The organism is Acaryochloris marina MBIC11017 (genome assembly GCF_000018105.1).
GTDB classification, from domain to species: Bacteria; Cyanobacteriota; Cyanobacteriia; order Thermosynechococcales; family Thermosynechococcaceae; genus Acaryochloris; species Acaryochloris marina.
The window spans coordinates 744,551-767,273 of the sequence record NC_009925.1; the positions used below are offsets into that span (position 1 = coordinate 744,551).

Annotated in this window: 22 protein-coding genes; 15 read left to right on the forward strand and 7 right to left on the reverse strand. The window is 47.5% G+C overall.

The annotated features are described in order from the left end of the window. Positions 1 to 54 precede the first annotated feature (54 nt). Positions 55 to 255 carry a hypothetical protein gene (locus AM1_RS03390; protein ID WP_010469915.1) on the forward strand — a complete coding sequence of 67 codons (201 nt, stop codon included), beginning with the start codon at positions 55 to 57 and terminating at the stop codon, positions 253 to 255. Between the two features lie 295 nt (positions 256 to 550). Here the strand turns inward: AM1_RS03390 and AM1_RS03395 are convergent, their stop codons facing one another. Beyond that, positions 551 to 853 (reverse strand): hypothetical protein, encoded by a 303-nt coding sequence (locus AM1_RS03395; protein WP_041658930.1) that lies wholly within the window; start codon positions 851 to 853, stop codon positions 551 to 553. Between the two features lie 367 nt (positions 854 to 1,220). Beyond that, a complete protein-coding gene (gene purT / locus AM1_RS03400; RefSeq protein WP_012161396.1) occupies positions 1,221 to 2,447 on the reverse strand; it encodes a formate-dependent phosphoribosylglycinamide formyltransferase in 1,227 nt (408 codons plus the stop codon). Between the two features lie 151 nt (positions 2,448 to 2,598). Here purT and AM1_RS03405 point away from each other — a divergent pair, with 151 nt between their 5' ends. Both AM1_RS03405 and AM1_RS03410 read left to right on the forward strand, forming a co-directional pair. After that, positions 2,599 to 4,371 carry an aspartate kinase gene (locus AM1_RS03405; protein ID WP_012161397.1) on the forward strand — a complete coding sequence of 591 codons (1,773 nt, stop codon included), beginning with the start codon at positions 2,599 to 2,601 and terminating at the stop codon, positions 4,369 to 4,371. A gap of 255 nt (positions 4,372 to 4,626) precedes the next feature. Further along, positions 4,627 to 5,427: an IS5 family transposase gene (locus AM1_RS03410; protein ID WP_012161398.1), complete on the forward strand. Its 801-nt coding sequence runs from the start codon at positions 4,627 to 4,629 to the stop codon at positions 5,425 to 5,427. Positions 5,428 to 5,813: 386 nt separating this feature from the next. On the opposite strand, the gene modB is transcribed toward AM1_RS03410, so the two are convergent. Together modB and modA are read right to left on the reverse strand one after the other, a co-directional pair. Next, the gene (gene modB / locus AM1_RS03415) at positions 5,814 to 7,616 is read right to left on the reverse strand and encodes a molybdate ABC transporter permease subunit (protein WP_012161399.1); all 1,803 of its coding nucleotides are present in this window, start codon (positions 7,614 to 7,616) and stop codon (positions 5,814 to 5,816) included. A gap of 3 nt (positions 7,617 to 7,619) precedes the next feature. Beyond that, positions 7,620 to 8,399: a molybdate ABC transporter substrate-binding protein gene (gene modA, locus AM1_RS03420; protein WP_041658936.1), complete on the reverse strand. Its 780-nt coding sequence runs from the start codon at positions 8,397 to 8,399 to the stop codon at positions 7,620 to 7,622. 171 nt (positions 8,400 to 8,570) lie between these two features. Here modA and AM1_RS03425 point away from each other — a divergent pair, with 171 nt between their 5' ends. Next, complete coding sequence (locus tag AM1_RS03425) at positions 8,571 to 8,786, forward strand: DUF3134 family protein (protein ID WP_012161401.1); 216 nt, start codon at positions 8,571 to 8,573, stop codon at positions 8,784 to 8,786. A gap of 58 nt (positions 8,787 to 8,844) precedes the next feature. Here the strand turns inward: AM1_RS03425 and AM1_RS03430 are convergent, their stop codons facing one another. From AM1_RS03430 to AM1_RS03440, 3 genes are all read right to left on the reverse strand, one after another. Continuing rightward, complete coding sequence (locus AM1_RS03430) at positions 8,845 to 9,435, reverse strand: NUDIX domain-containing protein (RefSeq protein ID WP_063710509.1); 591 nt, start codon at positions 9,433 to 9,435, stop codon at positions 8,845 to 8,847. A gap of 14 nt (positions 9,436 to 9,449) precedes the next feature. Beyond that, the gene (locus AM1_RS03435; RefSeq protein ID WP_012161403.1) at positions 9,450 to 9,836 is read right to left on the reverse strand and encodes a DUF423 domain-containing protein; all 387 of its coding nucleotides are present in this window, start codon (positions 9,834 to 9,836) and stop codon (positions 9,450 to 9,452) included. Positions 9,837 to 10,173: 337 nt separating this feature from the next. Further along, positions 10,174 to 10,701, reverse strand: coding sequence for a GNAT family N-acetyltransferase (locus AM1_RS03440; RefSeq protein ID WP_012161404.1), 528 nt, complete (start codon positions 10,699 to 10,701; stop codon positions 10,174 to 10,176). A 270-nt stretch (positions 10,702 to 10,971) separates the two neighbouring features. Here AM1_RS03440 and AM1_RS03445 point away from each other — a divergent pair, with 270 nt between their 5' ends. From AM1_RS03445 to AM1_RS03505, 11 genes are all read left to right on the forward strand, one after another. Then, a complete protein-coding gene (locus AM1_RS03445) occupies positions 10,972 to 12,333 on the forward strand; it encodes an S-layer homology domain-containing protein (RefSeq protein WP_012161405.1) in 1,362 nt (453 codons plus the stop codon). A 522-nt stretch (positions 12,334 to 12,855) separates the two neighbouring features. Then, positions 12,856 to 13,881: a hypothetical protein gene (locus tag AM1_RS03450; protein ID WP_012161406.1), complete on the forward strand. Its 1,026-nt coding sequence runs from the start codon at positions 12,856 to 12,858 to the stop codon at positions 13,879 to 13,881. A gap of 327 nt (positions 13,882 to 14,208) precedes the next feature. Further along, entirely contained in the window at positions 14,209 to 15,585 is a 1,377-nt protein-coding gene (locus AM1_RS03455; protein ID WP_012161407.1) for an FAD-binding oxidoreductase, read from the forward strand. A gap of 97 nt (positions 15,586 to 15,682) precedes the next feature. Continuing rightward, entirely contained in the window at positions 15,683 to 16,408 is a 726-nt protein-coding gene (locus AM1_RS03460; protein WP_238549156.1) for a GNAT family N-acetyltransferase, read from the forward strand. Positions 16,409 to 16,472: 64 nt separating this feature from the next. Further along, positions 16,473 to 17,405: an NAD(+) kinase gene (locus tag AM1_RS03465; RefSeq protein ID WP_012161409.1), complete on the forward strand. Its 933-nt coding sequence runs from the start codon at positions 16,473 to 16,475 to the stop codon at positions 17,403 to 17,405. 209 nt (positions 17,406 to 17,614) lie between these two features. Further along, a complete protein-coding gene (nfi, locus tag AM1_RS03475; protein ID WP_012161411.1) occupies positions 17,615 to 18,304 on the forward strand; it encodes a deoxyribonuclease V in 690 nt (229 codons plus the stop codon). Between the two features lie 338 nt (positions 18,305 to 18,642). Then, entirely contained in the window at positions 18,643 to 18,861 is a 219-nt protein-coding gene (locus AM1_RS03480) for a hypothetical protein (RefSeq protein ID WP_148215666.1), read from the forward strand. A gap of 233 nt (positions 18,862 to 19,094) precedes the next feature. Beyond that, positions 19,095 to 19,469: a hypothetical protein gene (locus AM1_RS03485; protein ID WP_012161412.1), complete on the forward strand. Its 375-nt coding sequence runs from the start codon at positions 19,095 to 19,097 to the stop codon at positions 19,467 to 19,469. A 292-nt stretch (positions 19,470 to 19,761) separates the two neighbouring features. Next, positions 19,762 to 20,859 (forward strand): DUF4268 domain-containing protein, encoded by a 1,098-nt coding sequence (locus AM1_RS03495; protein ID WP_012161413.1) that lies wholly within the window; start codon positions 19,762 to 19,764, stop codon positions 20,857 to 20,859. A gap of 77 nt (positions 20,860 to 20,936) precedes the next feature. Continuing rightward, positions 20,937 to 21,506: a pentapeptide repeat-containing protein gene (locus AM1_RS03500; RefSeq protein ID WP_012161414.1), complete on the forward strand. Its 570-nt coding sequence runs from the start codon at positions 20,937 to 20,939 to the stop codon at positions 21,504 to 21,506. 462 nt (positions 21,507 to 21,968) lie between these two features. Further along, complete coding sequence (locus AM1_RS03505) at positions 21,969 to 22,676, forward strand: Type 1 glutamine amidotransferase-like domain-containing protein (RefSeq protein ID WP_012161415.1); 708 nt, start codon at positions 21,969 to 21,971, stop codon at positions 22,674 to 22,676. The last annotated feature ends 47 nt before the right edge of the window (positions 22,677 to 22,723 follow it).

The window sequence follows — 22,723 nt, forward strand, 5'->3', positions numbered from 1 at the left end:
TCAGTGCAAGTTTGATGAGTGCCATTTTATTAATCCTACGGAGAACGATGAGTAATGTCCCAAAATACCCCTAAGCAGTTAGGAGAAACCATAGATCGATTAGTCCAACTTAGAGATTTATGCTCGAACTTAGCTCTATCGGTAGATGCAGGGTTAATTCCAGCTCAGATAGCCGAAATTTGCGATATTGGTGCTGAAGAACTCCAAGATATCGGCCAACAACTCAGTCGGTTGAATACTTCCACCCAAAATTAAGTGACATCTTGCCTAAATAGTCAATATGGAGCGTTGTTCAACGGCGATATTTAGGAATTATCCTATCGTTGAACAACGCCATGTTTGCTGCACCCAGAAAATCGGATCAATCGATATGAATTCTACCCAGCATATTCCAGCAAAGGTCCAATGCAAGTTGAACTCATTCAAGCGTTTTAAAAGTTATTCATTCGCACTCAAAATGCTGTGGCAGTTAAGCAATGCTTGCACTGCTGAAACCTAGCATATATATTTGGGATATCTAATTATGGCTGTTTCAACTGCCTTCTTCTAATTAAGACATTAATCCAAGGGTTGCAATACAAGATTGCTCTTCTGTTTTAAAAGTAAATCGTTGAATCATAGCTTCAACAGATGCCAAAGGAAGAGCATCAATAATAGTGGCTCGAAACATGATAGTGGGTCGTTCAGGAACCTCAATCCCACAATGCTCAGAACGGAGAAAAATTCGGTTAATTGGATCTTGATCAATAGAGACCTGAACCCCTAGTTCTGGATATTGGATAAAGGCTTGGAACATCTCTAACTGTTTCCAGAATTGGATCGTACTAGACTTAAATTCAATGTGTAAAGTCATAGCATCACTCCTGGTTAAGCTTTTACTAATGGTGCCCCTAACATCATTTCCAGCTTAAATAGTCAGCAAAATCTTTATTATTTAGCACTCCAAGGTAGTGAGTGCTAAATATGATTATCTATAGGCGTTCTTCCCAGAAGCTTTTACTTATGAACATAAGGCTTGCTGGGATGGTGGCTTCGTTTATAGAAAGGGGCCAATGGTTATTTAATAATCTATTGGAAAATGATTTTTTTTGGTATCTATTGCTACTGTCAACCGAAAAAGGCATCTAACTCTTGACGATTTTTATAGCTGCCTATGGTCTTTGTCTATAGTCAAATGCAGGTAAAAACGGGTAGGTAATCAGAATAAGTTTTCGCGCTGATTAACTAGTAACGGTAACTTGCTGGGCACAGGTTTTAGCTCGTTGTCTGGCTTCTTCTATTGTCTCACCGAGGGCTAGGGCCACCCCCATCCGTCGATTTTTATGGGCAGTGGGTTTGCCAAATAGGCGCACGCGACTGGTTGGCACCGTAAGAGCCGCAGCAACACCTTCAATCTTGGGTTCCTTAGATGCGTCTGAGGCCAAAATGACTGCAGACGCTCCGGGGCTAACCAGCTGGATATCGCCAATGGGGAGTCCCAGAATGGCGCGAGCATGTAGCTCAAACTCTGACATGTTTTGGCTGACCATGGTGACCATGCCTGTGTCGTGGGGGCGAGGACTGACTTCGCTGAAATACACTGTCTGGGCCTGATCGGCAGGGCCAGCGATAAACAGTTCCACTCCAAACAATCCCCAGCCCCCCAGGGCATCGGTAATTTGGCGGGCCATATCTTGACAGGCTTGCAGCGTATCAGGATGGAGAGGGCAGGGTTGCCAGGACTCTCGATAGTCCCCGCTTTGCTGGACATGGCCAATGGGGGAGCAGAAGTGGGTGCCCGACTGGGACCGCACGGTGAGTAAGGTAATTTCTGTTTCGAATTCGACAAAGCCTTCAACGATAACGCGAGGAGCATTGCCACGTCCGGCTTCTAGAGCATAGGTCCAGGCTGGGATAATTTCACTGTCTGTTTTGACTAAGCTTTGGCCTTTGCCTGAAGAACTCATGACCGGTTTGACCACGCAGGGAAGACCCACTTTCTGCACCGCCTGCTCATATTCGGCTTGAGTAGATGCAAACTGAAAGGGGGAGGTTTTTAGACCTAAATCACTAGCTGCCAGACGCCGAATGCCTTCCCGATCCATGGTCAGATTAGTGGCTTTGGCTGTGGGAATTACGTTCCATCCTTCCGCTTCTAGGTCGAGCAGCGTTGCAGTGGCAATAGCTTCAATCTCTGGCACAATCAGATCCGGTTTCACGGACTCTACGACCTGACGCAGGGCCGCCCCATCCTGCATATTGATCACCACATTCCGATGGGCAAACTGCATTGCAGGGGCATGATCGTAGGCATCCGATGCAATCACTTCAATCCCCAAACGCATGGCCTCTAGGGCCACTTCCCGACCTAGTTCTCCTGACCCCAACAGCAGCAGCCGCTTGGCTGAATCAGAAAAAGGGGCACCCCAAGGTGCTGCGAGAGAAGTGTTGGCAGGACGGCTGATCATCGTTGTCAGGGAGGATTCATTCTATAGATTTACATGGAAGCAGTATGACCCATAACGGTTTCATACCATAATGCTGATTAGCAGTTTGTGGGATATAGAATGGCGTTCTTGCTGGATCTAGTCCTGCGTTTTACAGATAGATTTAACAATCATGGGCCTAATTGTTCAGAAGTTTGGTGGCACGTCCGTTGGTTCGGTAGAGCGGATCAAAGCGGTTGCTCAACGGGTAAAGCAGACCGTTGCCCAGGGCAACTCGGTGGTGGTGGTGGTATCGGCCATGGGCAAGAGCACTGATACCCTGGTCCAGCTCGCCCAAGAAGTATCCTCCAATCCCTGTCGGCGGGAGATGGACATGTTGCTATCGACGGGAGAACAGGTCTCGATTTCCCTGCTGAGTATGGCCCTCCAAGCACTGGGACAGCCCGCTATTTCCTTGACCGGGGCTCAGGTGGGCATTGTCACAGAGCCTGAACATACCCGCGCTCGCATCCTCCACATTGCCACGGAACGATTAGAGCGCCATCTAGAAGAAGGAAAAGTGGTTGTAGTCGCTGGATTTCAGGGCACTTCTAACACTTCCGATTTGGAAGTGACAACATTAGGGCGAGGGGGATCGGATACCTCTGCGGTGGCATTAGCAGCGGCCCTTCATGCAGAAAAATGTGAGATCTATACGGATGTAGCTGGGGTCCTCACCACGGACCCTCGGCTGGTGGAGAAGGCCCAACTGATGACAGAGATTACCTGCGAGGAAATGTTGGAGCTTGCAAGTCTAGGAGCCAACGTACTTCATCCTCGGGCCGTAGAAATTGCTCGCAATTATGGGGTGCAGATGGCCGTTCGCTCCAGCTGGACCGATGAACCGGGCACCCAAATCATTTCAACCGGGACCCAGCCTAAGACCTTAACGGACCTGGAGTTGGGTCGGCCTGTGGATGCGGTGCATTTTGATCTGAACCAGGCCAAGGTGGCGTTGCTCCATGTGGCGGATCGTCCCGGTGTCGCAGCTGGGTTGTTTGGCGAGTTAGCCAATCAGGGTCTGGATGTGGACCTGATCATTCAATCCATCCATGATGGTAATTCAAATGATATTGCCTTCACCGTTGCCCAGGACTGTTGTGTTCAAGCGGAGGCTGTGGCAAATGCCTTTAATTCTACGGTGCCTTCTGGAAGTACCTCGGAAGTGCTAGTCGAACCGAATGTTGCCAAGGTCAGTATTGTCGGGGCAGGGATTATTGGTCGCCCACAAATTGCGGCCCAGATGTTTCAGACCCTGAGTGATTTAGGCATTAATTTGCAGATGATTTCCACTTCTGAAGTGAATGTCAGCTGCACCATTACCGCAGCAGATTGTGAACGGGCAACCAAGGCTCTGTGCGATGTGTTTGAAGTGACGAGCTCTTCGATTGATAGTGGAATCTCTTTGCCGGATTATCCGATTCCTCCAGTGCGAGGGGTGGCCTTGGACTTAGAGCAGGCTCAGTTAGCCATTCGGAATGTCCCGGATCGTCCGGGCATGGCGGCTCATATTTTCCAGGTCTTGGCCAAGCGAAATATCAGTGTTGATATGATTATTCAGTCCCAGCGCTCCCGCCAGGTGGAAGGGCAGATTACTCGAGATATCGCCTTTACCGTAGCTGAGGGGGATTTAGAGGTGGCTAAGGGACTCTTACAGGATTTGTCCCGCAATCTAGGATGTGGGGAAGTGGCATCCGATTCTGCGATCGCAAAAGTCAGCATTGTTGGTATCGGTATGTTGGGGCAGCCGGGGGTAGCAGCTCAGATGTTTATGGCCTTAGCCCAGCAGAAAATCAACATTCAAATGATCGCCACCTCGGAAATTCGAGTCAGTTGCGTCGTGGCCCAAGGAGATGGGAGTACTGCGTTACAAGCCATTCATCAGGCATTTGGCCTAGAGGGCTAGCTTTTCGGCTGCAAGCTTCACCCTCCCTTATACTGCAAAAAAGAAAATGACCTCGTGATCAAGCGAGGTCATTCAAGGATTTGTATTTGGATCTAGGTAAGGACTGCTGTAGTAGTCCTTACCCAGAAACAGTGGTGAACACACAGTGATTACACTTTATCGGCAGTCACAAGTAAGAGGCTGTTTGAGAAGTGAGTAAAGCTCTCAAGGTACTAATCTGTCAATACACAAACACTGGACAGGACCTAGAGAGCAATGCCTACAGCATATGATAGCGACCTCACCACCCTGCAATGGGAATTACTTGAGCCTTTGATTCCTGCTGCTAAACCTGGAGGTAGACCTCGCACCACTGATATGCTCAGTGTTCTCAATGCCATTTTTTATCTCGTGGTTACAGGTTGTCAGTGGAGACAACTACCTCATGATTTTCCCTGTTGGTCAACGGTCTATAGCTATTTTCGAAGGTGGCGCGATGATGGGACTTGGAGTCAAATCAATGAACATCTACGCATGCAAGTGCGGGTGAGTGAAGACCGTCATCCCAGTCCCAGTGCCGCTATCTGCGATGCTCAATCGGTCAAAGTCGGCAATCCTCGGTGTCACTTGATTGGGTTTGATGGTGGGAAAATGGTCAAAGGTCGTAAACGTCATGTGCTCGTTGATACTTTGGGGCTGGTTCTGATGGTGATGGTCACCGCTGCAAATATCTCTGACCAACGAGGGGCCAAAATACTGTTTTGGAAAGCTCAACGCCAAGGTGCGAGTTTGTCCCGTCTAGTTCGGATATGGGCTGATGCAGGCTATCAAGGACAAGCTTTGATGAAGTGGGTAATGGACCGTTTTCAATATGTCTTGGAAGTAGTCAAACGCTCAGATAATCTAGCGGGGTTTCAGGTTATTCCCAAACGATGGATTGTAGAGCGGACGTTTGGATGGTTGTTGTGGTCTCGACGTCTTAATAAAGATTATGAGGTGCTGACTAGGACGGCTGAAGCGCTTGTTTATGTGGCGATGATTCGACTCATGGTTCGAAGGCTAGCGCAGGAGCACTAAAACTTCTCAAACAGCCTCTAAGCTCTACCGAATAATTACGGAGTGCAAAGGTTTTTCTAGGAGAATTTTCGGAGTAAGCAAAATGTCTATGAAGAGTAAAAAAAAGAACGTCAAAAAGTTCCGTATTTATACGGAGGTCTTCTCGTCATCAATACCATGCCACTATAAAACCGACAGGCTAAATCCCGTCGGTGCGCCGTTTTCAAAAAAAACACCGACAAGCTGAACCAACCTGTCGGACGTATGTGTGTTCCCCAATGACGACTCAGATAGCACTAAGTCTTCTTTAATATCGCTGTAATAAATGGAAGTTAGTGTGATCTAAATCACCTTAACTAAGCAATCTTTATCACTTACAAAAATAGCCAAGAAAAAGAGGGAAATCACTACTCCCGAAGTAATAAAATGTTCATGGGGTCAAGGGTAATAGACCAGGGAAAAGGCAGATTTTTGAGCTGTTGCCATTTATCTTTGAATACTTCAGCCTGAAGATAGTAATCTTCTGCGTGGGTGGGAGGAGAATGGAGTTTTAAATAAAGGGTCATCCGGTGAGGAGTTTCCCGGGTCATCGCTAGCCAGCCTAGAAAAGTATTACTAGGGGGCGTTACGGGTACTTCTAAATCTAAAAACCGAATTTGATGGGCTCGAATACCAATTTGAGAATGGTGGGGCCGAATAGGCTCCAAGGTTTGTAGGGGGCACTCCCAGTCCAGGGCAAATACCTCTTCCGGGCCACTCTGCTGGATGCGGGAGAAGTTTTTACAGCCCGTCAGTTGGGCAATACTGAGGGTTTCGGGCTGTTCTAGGATTTGATGTTTGGGGCGTAAGGTAGAGGGTTTGCCTTGCTCCACCACCATCAACTGATCACAGAGTCGATAGGCTTCTTCCACATTGTGAGTGACCCACAGGGTCATGCCATCAAAAGTAGATAGACGAGATACCATCCCTTTCTCGATCTGGTTACGAAGGTGGGTATCTAAGGCTGAGAAGGGTTCATCAAACAGCAAGAGTTGGGGCCGACTTGCGAGGGCCCGAGCGAGGGCTACCCGCTGTTGCTGTCCTCCAGATAATTCCTGGGGCAAGCGGTGGCCGTAGTCAGCCAACTGCAGCGGTGCTAAGTGGGATGTCACTTTAGTGGTATTTAACGATCGCCCTGCTGATAAGGCAAAGGCAATATTCTCAGCAGCGGTGAGGTGGGGGAACAAGGCATAGTTTTGGAACAGGATGCCAATGTTGCGATCGCAACTCGGTATATTAATACCCTGCGCAGAATCAAACAGCACTCGACCATTCAGAACAATCCTGCCCCGATCAGGAGTCTCAATGCCAGCAATACAGCGAAGGAGCATACTTTTTCCAGCCCCTGACGCTCCCAACACCCCCAGAGTCGTTTCTTGGGTTTGGAAGGAGATATCCAGCTGGAATCCAGCCACTCGCTTTTGCAAATCAACCCATAAGCCCTGATCAGCAGACGAGTAGGAAGCATCTGGGAGCAATCTGGGTCTCAAAGGGCGGCGACGACGGAACTTTAGACAGCGAGGTTTTTGACTGAGCCAAAGATTCACCCCCACCAGGAATCCTAAACTAACGAAAAGAGTGAAGCTGCACCAAATCAATGCTTCCTCAACGGCCCCACCTTCAACGGCAAAATAAATGGCCATTGGAATGGTTTGAGTCTGCCCTGGAATATTCCCCGCCAACATCAGGGTGGCGCCAAATTCCCCCAGGGCTCGGGCAAAGGCCAGACTTGTACCGGCCAATATGCCTGGCCCTGCCAAGGGTAAGATCACTTGTCGAAATACGGTCCATTCGGATGCCCCCAACGTGCGAGCCGCCGCTGGCAGATTGGGATCGAGCTGTTGGAAAGCCCCCAACGCGGTTTTGTATTGCAAAGGGAAAGATACGACCGTCGCTGTAATCACAGCAGCATACCAAGTAAATACAGGGTTCAATCCCAAAGGGGTTAAGAGCCGACCGATGGGACCTTGAGTCCCCAGAAGGAAGAGGAGCATAAACCCCAACACAGTGGGGGGTAGGACCAAAGGGATCAGGAGGATACTCTCCATCACCGCTTTGCCATTGCCCCGATAGCGGTGCATGGCGTAGGCCACTGCCACTCCCGAGATAAAAGTGATACCCGTTGCGATCGCAGCAATCCTCAAAGAGGTCCACAGGGGGGCAATGTTCACAGGTCAATCCTTCGACACTAAACCAAATCCAGCCTGGGTGAAGCGATCTTGCGCTTCAGGCGTGGATAAAAAATCGATAAAAGATTGAGCCGTCTGGGGCTGGGAGCTTGCAGCCACAATCGCAATCGGATAGACAATAGGAGAATGGCTTTGGGCTGGGGCAAGGGCCACCTGCTTCACCCGGTCGGACTGGCGCACATCCGTGGCATAGACAATACCGGCATCTACATTGGCACTGGCCACCGCCGCCAGAACCCCACGCACGTTATTAGCAAAAATCAGCTTAGCCTGAAGCTGTTGAGATAAATCGAGTTTCGCAAACACTTCTTGGGCATATTGTCCCGCTGGCACACTCGCTCGTTCCCCCACCATAATTTTTTTAACTTGGGGTGACGTTAACTGCTGAAACCCAGTCAGAGACATCTGAGACTGCTCAGGCACAATTAGAGCAAGTTGGTTCGTAACCACAGACCGATGGGAGTCTTGGGTAATGAGCTGCTGTTCCAGCAGACGATTGATGGGTTGAGGCGCAGCGGAAAAGAACACATCCACAGGTGCCCCTTGCTCTATTTGGCGCTGTAAGACCCCCGAGGCCGCAAAATTAAAGGTGAGATCCACCTGGGGATATGCCTTCTCAAATTCGGGTTCTAGGGTTTGTAAAACGGTTCGCAGACTGGAAGCAGCAGATATCCTGAGCTGTCGGGTTTGAGGGAGAAGTTGACATCCCCCCAAGATTAACGCCCCTAGGCTGATTATCAGTTGTGGGGCGGGAAGTTTCACCATGCTGAAGCTGTAAAGGAGGATGCCTTTATCCTAGAGGCAAAAAGACCTGTGTAAATTCCAGGAGAACACAGTGATTTTTCTCTGGTCAAATTCATTATAAATACCGAAGCGTAAGGCTTTCAGATGAGGCAAATTTGTGTATACGAACACGTTTTCCCTTGGATCACACACATGTATAATCCCTCTTTGACAGAAGAAAACCGTAATCAGGTTAGCCCCGTAATTGCACCTCGCAAAAATACGTCTCTATATGACTGGTTAGAAGAGAATGGTCGCTTCCGCAAAAACGACAACTCCGATTTCGACTGGTCTACGGACGATGAAGAGCTGCTTTCGGAATATTCCAGCAGCAACGAAGAAGCAAGCTATGTCCCCAAGGCTGCATAAAACGATTGTTTGTCTTGGAAGGATATGGGTATCCCCAATCTGGACCGGTGAGATCAACTCAACTGATCTTGCCAGATGTGCTTCCCATAGAATTGACGCGATCTAATAGGCTCAATAGCAGTTGATCCATCACCTGGGAAGCCTTGAGTTGCAAGGTAGCTTCACGATGGGAGTACCATTGCCACTCTTGATACTCCTTCGGATCAAGGCAAAGGAGTGGCCTCTCTGAATCAGTCAATGCGACTAAATAGGTGAGATTGAGGCTGTGTAAGCCCCGATCCTGGGGGGCTTGCTGCCGATGGGCAAAACAGGTGGAATAGACGCCCACAAACTGGAATCGATCGGTTGTGATCGCAAGTCCTGCTTCTTCCTTCGCTTTCCGCTGGACAGCTTGTAAGGGGGACTCTCCGGCGATCATACGTCCGCCAATCACCCACCAAGATTTTTGAGGATAGGTACTGCGTTTTGCTAATAACACCTGATGTTGATGGGTAAAGACTAAATCAACACAAGTAATGACCAAATGATCCAGGGCTTGGCTAAAGACCTCTGTTGGTAATCTGGCATCAAGTTCAGCCTGATAGGTGCGTTCTGGCTCATGATAATGGGGCACCTGACCAGGAGAGTTAGGTTGCTTTGATAAAGACATTGCAGGAGTCCTAGCTAGCTGATAGGAGATGATTTTAAGGCTGCGATCGCAATGCATCCCCACCCGACTAAAAAGGCAACACCTCCTAATGGGGTAATGGGGCCAAACCACTTGATCTCAGATAGGCTCAATCCATAGAGGCTGCCAGAAAATAGAACGATACCGGCCATAAAGGCATAGCCTGCCAGGGTCAGTAATCCTTCTCCTCCTTCTGCCCGACTCAACAGCAGTGATACCAGGATCAAAGCGAGAGCATGATACATCTGATACTTAGTGCCAGTCTCAAAAATCTGTTGTGACTTTTCACTAAGTTGAGCTTTGAGAGCATGGGAGGCAAAAGCCCCTGCTGCCACTGAAAGGCCACCGAAAGCAGCACCAGCCATTAGGAATATTTTCGCCATGAATTCCTGATTCTCTTGATGAAAGTAACATTATGGATCATGGCATTGTTTTAATTCATCTTTATGATCCATTCAGGCATGATGCAAGGCGCTACCCCCAAAGTCATCCTGGTGCGTTCTACCCTGGCAACCTACCTAAATATTCAATCGACCTGTACTCAATAGCTGATAGCCCCCCACAAAACATCTAAAAGATATACAGAACTACCACAAGCTTGTGGGATTGAGAACCGCGTGACTGCCAAAGAAAATCAGTAGCACTCCAATTCCCATCAGAATCCATCCGAACATTTTTCTCATCTAGGCAGCAGAGAGAAAACTCAAGAACTCCTACTTTTCATGATGGGTAGGGTGGAACTTGGGGCAGAATAAGCTGCATGATGGCAACATCTTGCCAGCGATCGGCAACATGCCCAACTTCTCTTTGCACACCGACCATTTCAAACCCAAAGCTTTTGTGGAAGGCAATGCTGTCATCATTGGTCGCGACAATTTTTACGACTACGTGGTGATATCCTAGCCCAACCACCTTTTGCAGTAGAGCCGTTTGCATCATTTTCCCTAACCCTTGGCCCTTTTCTGCAAAGGTCAGATAAATCGATGTTTCGCAGCAGATCCGATACCCAGGGCGATCGCTATATTGTTTGACGATGCCCCAGCCTAGAACCTGCTGTTGACGCTCAATGACCAACAGACATTCGCGATCGCAAAATTTATTCACCCAGGCTTGAATATCTGACGCTTCGAATTGACGAGTATCGAAGGTGATACTGCCTGTTGCGATCGCTTCATTGTATATAGATGCGATCGCAGCATAATCCGCTGATGTACTTGCTCGAATCTGAACCGGCTCTGAGTCTGACATGTAAGGCGTTTTCCCTGGCAACTCAAGCCAGTTCTAGCACGTCTAGGTAGACAAGTTATACCTCCCTCATGGATAGGAAAATATCTCTCCTAGGGCAGGGGGACTAATGAGGGAAGTACAAAGTTCCAAATAAGATTATTTTTGGGAATAAAGTACTAAAATTTTAATTATAAGACTCTAATAGATTATTTCGTTTCCATTTATTTAAGCTGGAACCAAAATAATCGGCTATCCATCATTTATCACTGAAAATCATTTTTGGTGACCTGTATGATGACACCCTCACAACAATGGAAATCTTCAACCGCTGCACTTTTGAGTTTGGGTCTCTCTTCTGCATTGGCTAGTCCCTTCCTAGTTCAATCCACCGTTCTTGCCCAAACTCGCTTTTCAGATACTACGGGGCATTGGGCTCAAAGCTGTATTCAATCCCTGGCCCAACGCAACATTATCAATGGCTATCCCAATGGAGAGTTTCGTCCCAATGCTCCAGTGACTCGGGCCGAGTACGCAATAATGGTCGTCAATGCATTTCCCAATGCAGCTCGAAGCCGCAGTGCTCGTTCCTTTACAGATGTTCGGTCTAACTTTTGGGCAGCCAACGCCATTCGGACCGCCTCCCAAACAGGATTCCTGACAGGATATCCCAGTGGTGAGTTTCGGCCTGCTCAGCAAATTCCTCGAACTCAGGTATTGGTTTCTCTCAATAACGGTTTAGGATATTCGCCCACAGGATCCATTAATGCCACCCTCGGCAACACCTATGCCGATGCCAGTGCGATACCGAATTATGCACGAGGAGCGATCGCATCCGCAACCCAACGCCAGCTTGTCGTCAACTATCCCGATGTCCGCTACCTGAATCCCAACAGCCGAGCCACTCGCGCTGAAGTGGCCGCCTTCCTTTGCCAAACCCTGAAAAACCCTCAACAAGCCTCTCTTATTTCTGGGAATTACATTGCTGGTTCCCCAGCAGAAGGCCTACAAGCCAGAACCGATATTCCAGTTGTCTACGATGTCGCCAAGAAAGTGATTGTCTCTCCCCAAGAGACAGCTCCTTTAAACGTCAAAGTCACCGAAGATATCAAAGATAATCGGGGAAATACAGTTATTCCTAGAGGCAGCTCTATTCTGGGAGAACTGCAACCTCAAGGGAGTGGCACTCAATTTGTAGCCCGTGAGGTCGTGATTGATGGCAACTCCTACCCATTAGAAGCTTCGTCTGGAATTATTACCCGTACTGTGAGTGCCCGCGATCCGAATTTATTAGCCCTAGCCCGCAATGCAGTATTAGGGGCTGGCGCGGCAGCTGGCCTGTCCACTGTCATTGGTGATGGCACCATCACAGCGGAAAAAGTACTGACTGGAGCCGCTGTGGGAACGGCGATTGAAACCAATCGGAATCGTCCTTGGCAATCGGTGGCGAGAGACTCTGCCCTGGGAGCCGCAGCAGCGGCTGGCTTATCCGCCGTTATTGGCGATCGCACTATTACAGCCGAAAAAATTCTGGCCGGGGCCGCTTCGGGGGCCACCATTGGTGGGGTGATTGATCCAGCCCTACAGGAAGTGATTGTGATTGATTCACAAACTGACCTCAACCTACAGCTAGAGCACCCCTTTAGCTTGAGCTAGCGATTGCGCTTGATTCATTGACGGGCCAGTCAGTCTTTATGCCAGTGGAGAGACTGACTGGCTCTCCCTTTTTAAAGGTGATTTTCTCCAAGCAAATAAATATAAATTCAGCTTTTCTGGCTGCTTAGGATAAAAATCATCTGTTTATAGTCAGCTATGGCTTTTAATCCATAGTATTCAAAATATATCTCTTAGCCGAATATACTAATCACTTTAAAATGAGTAATGACTAGTAATTATTACTCAAAAAATTAGATTTATGTGATCTCACTAAGAGGCAATATTTTATTTCATAAAATAATATTTATGTTTTTTTATGAAACTCTATAGTAAGCACTTTTTCACCAAGTCTTTAATGCTTATTCATGTAATTTTCATCACTTCACGAAATTAAAATCATCTGTAATAATCACTAACGTTGGTGTGAGCATCTGCATTATTCTGCATACATTCTGATTGCAGAAAAATATTTCTTAGAAGAAAAAATGAATTCAAGTACTTCACCTATATGAAGGAATCAAGATGAAAAAAGTCCTGGCCCACATTAATCTAAAGAAGAAAGAATTTGCGCAGCTACCATTGTTTGAGTTCCTTCAAGATCAAACCATCGATCCAAGGCAAAGATTGGCCTTTGCACCTTGCATTGCACCGTTTGCCATGAGTTTTGGAGAACTCAATCGCAACGTCTTTCGGGTTGAGCCAACGACAGATGAAATCCAGAAGATTATCAATGTCCATACCTATGAAGATGATCATCATTGGCCATGGCTACTGAGTGATATGGAAAAGCTAAGGTTTAATCCCACCTTGAGCTTTAATCAATCCTTAGAGTTTCTCTGGAATCAGCAAACGGTTAATGCCCGGGCAGCCGCATACTATCTGTACAATGCGACCTATAAAGCCAGTCCCGTGCGGAAGTTCACGATTATTGAGGCGACAGAATCCACTGGGAATATTTTGTTAGCCAATTCTGCAATGCCCGCTCACGAACTGTCTCAAGAGACCAATGATGACTATGAGTATTTTGGGGCGGGTCATTTAGAAGTGGATACGGGGCATACCTTTTGCTCTACAGAGTCTCGTCAAGTCATTGAAGCGGTCGAGCTTTCGGAAGAGGAGCGTGACGCTGCGATTGTTGCAGTCGATCAGACCTTTGACGTGTTTACGAACTTAATGAATGAGTTATTGGCGTTTGCCCAGCAAGCCAATATTCAGCCTGAAGCTCCGCTAGAACATGAATATCTTGACTATCTCAAAGGGGTCAACCATAACAATCTCTATACTGACCGCCAACCCACCTCAGCGCCGTCGATACCGGTCAATACCAATCTCAAACCTCTAGGTTGTTATCTATTGGAAGCGAATTTAGTGACTCATGCTCAGCTTGAGGAAGTCTTACAAGAGCAACAATCAGACCATAAGCCAATTGGTAATCTGTTAGCTGAAAAAGGCTGGATTCACCAGAATACAGTCGAGTACATGATGAAAAATATTATTCAGCCTCACCGAAAGTATCAACAGCAAGCATCTATTATCAATGTCGGCTAAGGCTCGCATAAATTAGATACCGAGATATGGCTCAGATCTTGTTATCGGCAGGACAAAATTTACTAGTCATCCAAAAATTTTCGTTTAATTCGATCTAGATCTCTTTTTCTTGAATGGGATTAGAGCGATGAGATCTAATGATTCAATTCATTAGCCATATCTTGATGTCAATCTAATTAGAATTCTGTATTTACCAATAAAAAAATCTTTCTATCTTGCAATAATTTTATCAGAAATCTTTTTCTACATCAATCTATATTTTTTATTTTATCTAACTATTTTTCAGTAAACTTTTGCATGTTATAACCTCTTTCTAGGAGCGATAAGATGGTTAGCCAGAAAATATTTTCGTTGGCACATCAAGTTAGTGAAATGGGCATCCCGTTTGATCGAGATGCCGCAGTATTGGCAGCCGCAAGCACAGATTTTGGTCACCTTATTCAGGGGCAGTCGCAGTTAGTCGTTCAACCTCGACAGGGAGAAGATGTTGTGGCCTTGATGCAGAAGGCCAATCGATATCAGCTGCCGATCACTCTAAGGGGCAAAGGGTGTAGCCAAAATGGGCAGTCCATCAGTCCCAGGGGTATGACTTTAAATACGTCGCGACTAGATGATATTCGCTACTCTAAAGCGTTGCCGCAGCAGGTGACCTGTGGTGCAGGTACGACCTGGCGACAACTGGTTGCGATGCTGAAGCCCCATCAATGTCTACCTTGTATGATGCCGCTCAATCTCAATCTGACCATAGGGGGCACGCTATCGGCGGGAGGATTTGGGGCTAATAGTCATCGGTATGGTCCTGCGATCGCAAACGTAATCGCCCTAGAAGTGGTGACGGGTGCAGGAGAACGACTTTGGTGTACTCCTGATAAACACCCAGATCTCTATGCTGCAGTTCTGGGGGGACAGGGGCGATGTGCGGTCATCCTTTCAGCAACTCTAGCCACCCGACCGATTAAACCTCAGATACGCACCTATTTTCTGGTCTACGAAGATCTAGAAACCTGGATTAGGGACCAGCATCAGTTGTGCGATCGCATCGATTACCTAGAAGGATTTTGCTCTGCAAATATGCAGGGCTTACAGAAAACGCCGACAGGTCGACGTCCTCTAGTGCAGTGGTTGTGGGGGCTACATGTCAGCGTAGAGTTTGATCCTGCAACGCCTCCCCAGCAAGAACAGGTATTAGCAGGCTTGAATTACCACAAGCTCCTCTATATCGAAGATGACGATACGGCTGACTATGCTGCTCGTTACGATCTACGATTTCAATCCATGCAGGCCAGCGGGGCTTGGCAGCAGCTTCATCCCTGGTTTGACTGTCTATTGCCCGTAAGTACTGCAACAGAGATCATCCCTCAAATTCTAGAGATTTTGCCCCCCTGCTTTGGCGATGGTCATCGCGTGCTGTGGGTTGCTGAACGACCAACCCCTCGTTTTCTAATGAAACCTGAACAAGCCTTTCTATTTGCCGTATTGCCGACAGGCATTCCCCTTTCGTTAAAGACTCAAGCATTGACGGCACTAGAACAAGCGCATCAGTTAGTGATAAAAGCAGGCGGCAAACGCTATTTATCCGGCTGGTTGGGAGAGATTACCCCTGACTTTTGGTCTCAACACTTTGGGCCTAATTGGCCAGCGTGGCAGCAGGCTAAAGCCACCTTCGACCCCAATCATGTCCTTTGCTCTAAGTTATTTCCCTAGCCAAGGCTTTTTCATAACACCACCCGCAAAAGAACCTCAGAGAATCTGGCGGGCAAATGATATGAATGGAACAGACCCTTCCTCTTTTCCTAGCTCCATGTCAACGTCTCCTCCTTATGTGCTGCGTCCCGCCCAAGCCCAAGATAAATGGGCCATCCAACAAATGCTTTGGCAATTCACCTGGGATGAGGGCATTGGGCTAGATGTGCGACTCTTTAGCTTTGCCTTTTTCCGTTTAGGGTTGGTGGGGCTGGCTTTGTGGTTACAGATCTACTGGCGTCAATCGACAACGATGGTCGATGTGCAGTTTATTTTGGCCATCGCGAATGTGGCGACAGCAGGGCTGGGCTTGTACCTCGCCAGTCTGGTAATGGGTCAGTTGATAATGCGATTTTTTGGGGTTGTCTTTAACTGGTCTCGATTTCAGGTGATTGAGCAAGCAGGAACCCTAGCAGGCTGTGCACTACTCAATGCCTATAGCAGCCATAGTGAGCTAGCCTATGTTTTTGTCCAATCTCAATTCCGTCATCAGGGGTGGGGGTCTCAAATCGTCCAAACCCTGATCCAGGAATCTGATAAAGATGTGTATCTTGCCTGTAAACCTCAGGTGGTGCCTTTTTATGAACGGCAAGGATTTACGGTGCAGTCCTGGCTCGATCTCCCTCCTGGTGTCAAACGCTGTTTCCGCATCTTCCGTCCCCATCCTCGGTTATGGGGATTTAAGTTGAACTTTATGCAATGTCCCATTGCACCGACAGCCATAGCACCTGAATCAATTGCTGTGGAAACCCCTCACCTATCAGAATCTACCCCCCACTCATAAAGCGCTGCGAACAGGGTACGGTGATTACATACGCCTGAGCAAAGCAGAAAAGGGGACCAATCGGGTGCAGTTACAGCAAGTCATCATCGTCTATAAAGCTGGGGATACCCATAGCCAACGATGGGCAGAGAAATGTGCCCGTCAGTTAGAAGCCCAGGGCTGCCATATCTTGATGGGACCCAGTGGTCCAAAAGATAATCCCTATCCGGTTTTTCTAGCCTCTGCCACACAGGCCATTGACCTCGCTATTGTGCTGGGCGGAGATGGAACGGCTCTAGCCGCTGCTCGACATTTGGCTCCCGATGGGATTCCGATTTTGGCGGTCAATATTGGAGGGCATTTAGGATTCCTGACTGAACCCGCCGATCTATTTATGGATACGGAACAGGTATGGCAAAGAATTCTTGAAGATCGCTACGCCGTTCAACAGCGAATGATGCTACGAGCCCGCGTCGCCGATCGCGATGTTGATCCAACGGATATCCCGGAAGAAGAACCGTTTTACACCGCCCTCAATGAAATGTGTATCAAGCCCGCTTCTGCTGATCGCATGATTACTTCAATTCTAGAGTTAGAAATTGATGGCGAAGTGGTGGATCAGTATCAAGGCGATGGATTATTAGTTGCTACACCTACGGGTTCCACCTGCTATACCGTCGCGGCTAGCGGACCGATTTTGCATCCGGGCATGGAAGCTATGGCGATCACGCCAATTTGCCCCTTGAGTTTATCCAGTCGGCCCATTGTATTGCCGCCAGGATCACGGGTGAGTGTCTGGCCCCTTGCGGATCGGGAACTGGCGACCAAGTTATGGATGGATGGGGTCCTGTGTACTTCAATTTGGCCGGGACAGCGAGTGGATATCTGGATGGCCAAATACCGGGCCAGGTTTGTATTACTGCGGGAAAATTATTCGTACTATCGCACTCTACGGGAGAAATTAGACTGGGCAGGTGCACGAATACAGTACAATAACAATCATCGCATTACAAATTGATATATATCTCATAAGAATTTAATATGGATTTATTTAGACCGTTACTTTTAGTCATAATTCTTTTCTTCCTAACGGTGGTCATGTGTGCATTAGGTAGCCTAATCGCCGTTGCTAACCCTTTACTTTTCATTCTGGGAATCATGGGCGGTATGCTCGGAGCCCTGATGGTGATGGACTTTATTGATACCCACTGGCTTCATAAGTGGTAAGTGCAAGTTCCTAAGATTGAGAATTGGCCCCAAACGGCTCAAGACGCTATTCAACTCCAAAAACAACTTTGTTCCCAGGTCATCCCCACCGACGACTTTAATGAAGTGCGCTTTGTCGCGGGAGTGGATGTAGGTTTTGAAAACCAAGGTAAAACGACTCGCGCTGCGATCGCAGTTCTGACTTGGCCTGAGCTAAAACTGCACGAAACGACGATTGCTCGCCAACCCACTAAGTTTCCCTACATTCCAGGCTTGCTATCGTTTCGAGAAATTCCAACGGTTTTAGCAGCTTTAGCCCAAATTCAAACCACCCCAGATCTCCTGCTTTGTGATGGTCAGGGGCTTGCCCATCCCCGACGTTTTGGGATTGCCTGCCATTTAGGCGTGCTGGCGGATCTACCGGCGATTGGTGTAGCCAAATCACGTTTGGTGGGAAAGCACGAGCCTGTAGATCAAACCCGAGGGAATTGGCAGCCTCTAATCGATAAGGACGAACGGATTGGGGCAGTCCTCCGCACTCGCCCTAATACAAAGCCCCTGTACATTTCTTTGGGACATCGAATTAGTTTAGACAGTGCCATTGAGTATGTAATGAGCTGTACCACCCGCTATCGGCTACCGGAGACTACCCGTTGGGCCGACAAGTTAGCGTCTTCCAAAATCCCCCCCAACCCTGAAAAGAGGAGTTGAAATCTCCGAGCTGAGCGAAGTCGTAGTCTTTGACTCCAGGTGTATTCCAGATTTAAGCAACGTTTGTCAGAATTAATGTCCAGGCATCAGAATCCTGCAATCTTTTTTACCTAGACTATAGGATTCATACGCTAAGAATGTGTGTAGAGAGAAGTACTAACTGCTAAAGTGTCACACATCTATCCAGATAAGGCATATTATCCAATATATGAATCGAATTTCTTTGAAATGGATGTTATCTGTCAACGAGCATGAGTCTAAGCAGTCACGCTAACGTCTACAACACTTGCCTCCGTATCCTCCGTGAACGTGGCTTCGAGTTGCGAGTCGATGGAGACTTGACAGATGACGGGGCGGTTCCGGCCGACCATTTCTGGTTCGCAACGAATAACGAGGTTCAACTTACCGCTGATAATCCAATTGAACTACTTGGACTGGCGGCAATTTATGATCGCAAGAAACCAGTGGCCGACGAACCGTACTGGTGGGTAGTTGAAGGTAATGATATCTGGGATGAGCTATATGAAAACGCATGGGGGCCTTTTGGTGATGACTAACTCACCTTGTATTCGAGGTGGTGCAGCCTGATCATGAGTGTGTTGTCACTCAACACAACGGTGCTGTACACGATGTCATATCGGACAACTGTGAACATTTTGACATGCCGTGACATCCTTATCACAGCGGATAGATGACAACCTTATGCACTGAAACTGCCACCCGATCGTGTTCACATGGAGCATCCCTCACGGCGGCCCGGTGATGCTGATCGTTATGTATTGAGCCGAGCATGCATGTTTTCTCAACAGTAAAACCCCAACCTCAGTTAGCAGACCCTTCAGATGAAAGGGATTTAGAGGCATTAGGATTAGAGATTTTGACTAATTCTGATGAGGTTATATTAGTCTTGCTGATTAGATACTACAGCCTAGATCCGGTCAACGTTGAAGGTGATAATTTGTTCTACAGTCTTGAAGAACTAATTGATACTACTGAGAACTACTACGGGATTCCTCGGGATAAGTGGAGGCTGTCTTCGGAAACAGAAAGTGGAGAGTTGGGTGTAAAAGTAATGGAAGCAGCGAGAAAAATATATCCTTGTGACAGTGGGTCCATCAGATTTTTCCCGACTGACGACGAATACTTTTCCAATAGTGAGAAGTGATTGTCTTAACTTCGCTAATTTTTCGTGCTACGTTCGAATTCCTGACCGCCTCACCCCGACCCTCGCAAACCATATACAACATTAAAGCTGGACAACGATTCCAATAATTCTGGAATGTACACCAGGGATTTGAAGTTGGTACTGTATTTTCAGGTACGTCCCCAGGTTAAATATTGCCGTTGATTTGGCTGATCCGAGGGACTCTATACCCGTTAAGCTATTGAATATTAAGCCCGTTTCCTCCTTGATGTGATTTGACGGTAGGGGAGGATGAATCGTTAGAGCGATACCCATGTCTGCCAAGCACCCCTCCAAGCCCAATTTGGGTCGTCTAGAGAAAGTCGATGTCACCCAATATTGGCAGTCCGCCACTGAGGATTTTGCGCCTTGGCTATGCCAGGAGGAGAATATGCAGCTTTTAGGTGAAGCCATTGGTCTTTCTTTGGAAGTGGTTTTAGATGCGCAGCAAATGTGCGATCGCCAAGGGGATTTGCTCTGTCGGCAGGCGGGCACCAAAAACTGGATTTTAATTGGCAGTCAGCTTTGCCCCACCGATGAGCAGCATTTCGGGCAGCTACTGACGGAAGGGGCTGATATTAGTGCAGCAGGCATTATTTGGATTGCCAGTCAGTTTTCGGCAGAACATCTCAAACTGCTCAACTGGCTCAATCAACATGCCCAACCCTCCCTGCAATTTTGGGGCGTAGAAATCGAGCTATGGCAAATTGGCAAAACCGCAATGGCTGCCCAGTTTAATCTGGTCTCACCAGCTGAAGAATCGACTGAAGATGCCCCAGATGACCCCACCGAGTTGGATCTAGAGAGTCAGCTCGAACAACAAGCCGAAGCATTGCCTGATCCTGAGCCAGAGCAGGAGGAGCCAGAACCGGAGCCATTAACAGCAGAACAAGAACAGCATGTCGCGTTTTGGTCGGAACTCTGCGATCAGCTAGAACAACGGGGCAGTGTGGTCAAAGCCGTTGCTCCACCTCCGGATGATCATATTGATTTTGCCATTGGAAGAGCGGGATTTTTGCTCTCTGCCCATTTGAATCGAGAGCATACATCTCTAGCCATTGAGCTGCGGTTATTTGATGAAGATGCCCAAGCCCATTACGAGTTACTCGCCGCGCAACAGGAACAGATTGAATCCGAACTGGGATTTGCCCTGAACTGGGAGAATCTGGTTTCCGAATGTGTAATCTACTGCCCTCTCCCCGAGACGGATATCAATGCCACAGACCAATGGCCCGACTATATTGATTGGCTGTGTGGCGGGTTGGAATGTTTTCATCTCACCTTTGCCGATCTGGTGCAGTCTCTAAATGCCGATGACTATCATCGAGGACACCACCATCCAGTCCCTGATGTATTGAGTTTGCCAAGTTGAGATAAATATTTTATGCAATCATCAGCTATTCTGCTTCATGATTTTATGAAGGACTTTTTTGCATAGAAGGTTGAGGTATGACGGCAGAGGAACTGATGGAGCGATATGCTTCTGGAGAGAGAGATTTCACTGGCATTGAACTCCAATATGTCCGATTGAATAGAGTCGTTTTGAGTGGTGCCAACTTCAATGGAGCTAATTTGAGAGGAATCTTTCTCGTCGATTCTGATCTGGCAGGATCGACCCTGAGACAGGCAAACTTAGTAGATTCAACATTGACCAACGTAAACTTCCAAAATGCTGATCTGACAGAAGCCGATTTATCTTGTGCCGATTTGGATCACTCCATTTTAAGGGAGGCAACCTTGGTTGGTGCTCAAATTTACCAAGCCTCTTTAAGAGGAGCCTGTCTCGCTTATGCCAACTTGAGAGGGGCTGATATGGGACAAGCTGGAGTGGATGGGGCTGACTTTACTCATGCAGATTTGCGAGATGCTTTTCTCAAAGAAGTTGCCTTTGAAGCTGACCTCTCATATGCCGATTTCAGAGGAGCTGAAACTTGGGATAATATCGAAGCTATCTTCACACCGGGCATTCTCTGTAACACCTTATTGCCTGACGGGCGTATCAGAAATGATGACTGTTGATTGCCATCGTGCAAAAGACAGGCAATAAGAAAATGCTACAAACCCCCGATTTTACTGGAAGTTTGGCAGCACCCTCCAAATCGGCTTTTTTCTGGCCATGAAATCTCATTTTCTACTGGTGAAAGCAGCAAAACCCTAAAACGGGCTGTTTTATGATCTGAAGTTGTTGGACAATGTGATAACGAATGATGGGGTTGACTTAGCCAAGATGTTGTTGAATAAAGCCATAACCCCACGAAAGCCATAAGCTAATATCAATTTCGTATCGAGATAAACTGTTTGACTCCAATGATTAACCTATCTTCAATGCTTTCGACGAGCTATACAGGTCATTTAGCTGGGGAATTGGTATAACGAGGTTTTGGATAAAACCGGAAAATCGAATTTCGAGATCTGCATGATTTACCGTAAAAACTCGCACCCTTGTAAGCTACGGGTAATCGTCGAGGGTCAGTTTTCCAGATGACAAAGGGACAGATTATTGCAATCGGTGGCGGTGGCTTCTCCGAGGGTTCAGAACCTGGCCTCGATTCTTACGTGTTGGAGCAGAGTGAGGCCAATATTCCCAAAGTTGGTTTTATTGGCACGGCCAGTGGTGATGCAGAACGCTATTTACTCAAGTTTTACTCTCGATTTTCTCAACTCAATTGCACCCCATCTCATCTACCCTTGTTTCGGCGGACCCCCAACTTGACTGATTGGATTATGGCTCAAGATATCATTTTCGTTGGGGGTGGCAATACGTTCAGCATGCTGGCCGTCTGGCAAGCATGGGAATTGGCCCCTTTACTGAAGGAAGCTGCAGCCCAAGGAACCATCTTGTCAGGCATTAGCGCAGGTGCAAACTGTTGGTTTGAGTCCTGTTTAACCGATGCTAAAGCTGATGAGTTTGGCCCGCTCCAATGTCTTAATTTTCTGTCAGGAAGCTGCTGTCCTCACTATTCGTCTGAAATTGGCAGACAAAAGACCTTCGAACATCTGATTGAAACAGAAGCATTACCCCCTGGTATCGCTATTGATGATGGTGCAGCAGCCTATTTTATGGACGGCCAGCTTATCCGAATCATTTCAGGAACAGATGGTGCGGCAGTCTATTCCGTTTCTCCCACTCCCACAGGTGTAACCTCCAACCGGATTAAAGGGATTGAGGTGGTAAATCTGGCAATATAGAAGCATTGAATGGGGAATGCAATGCCTTTGTTTACCTCACCATTTAG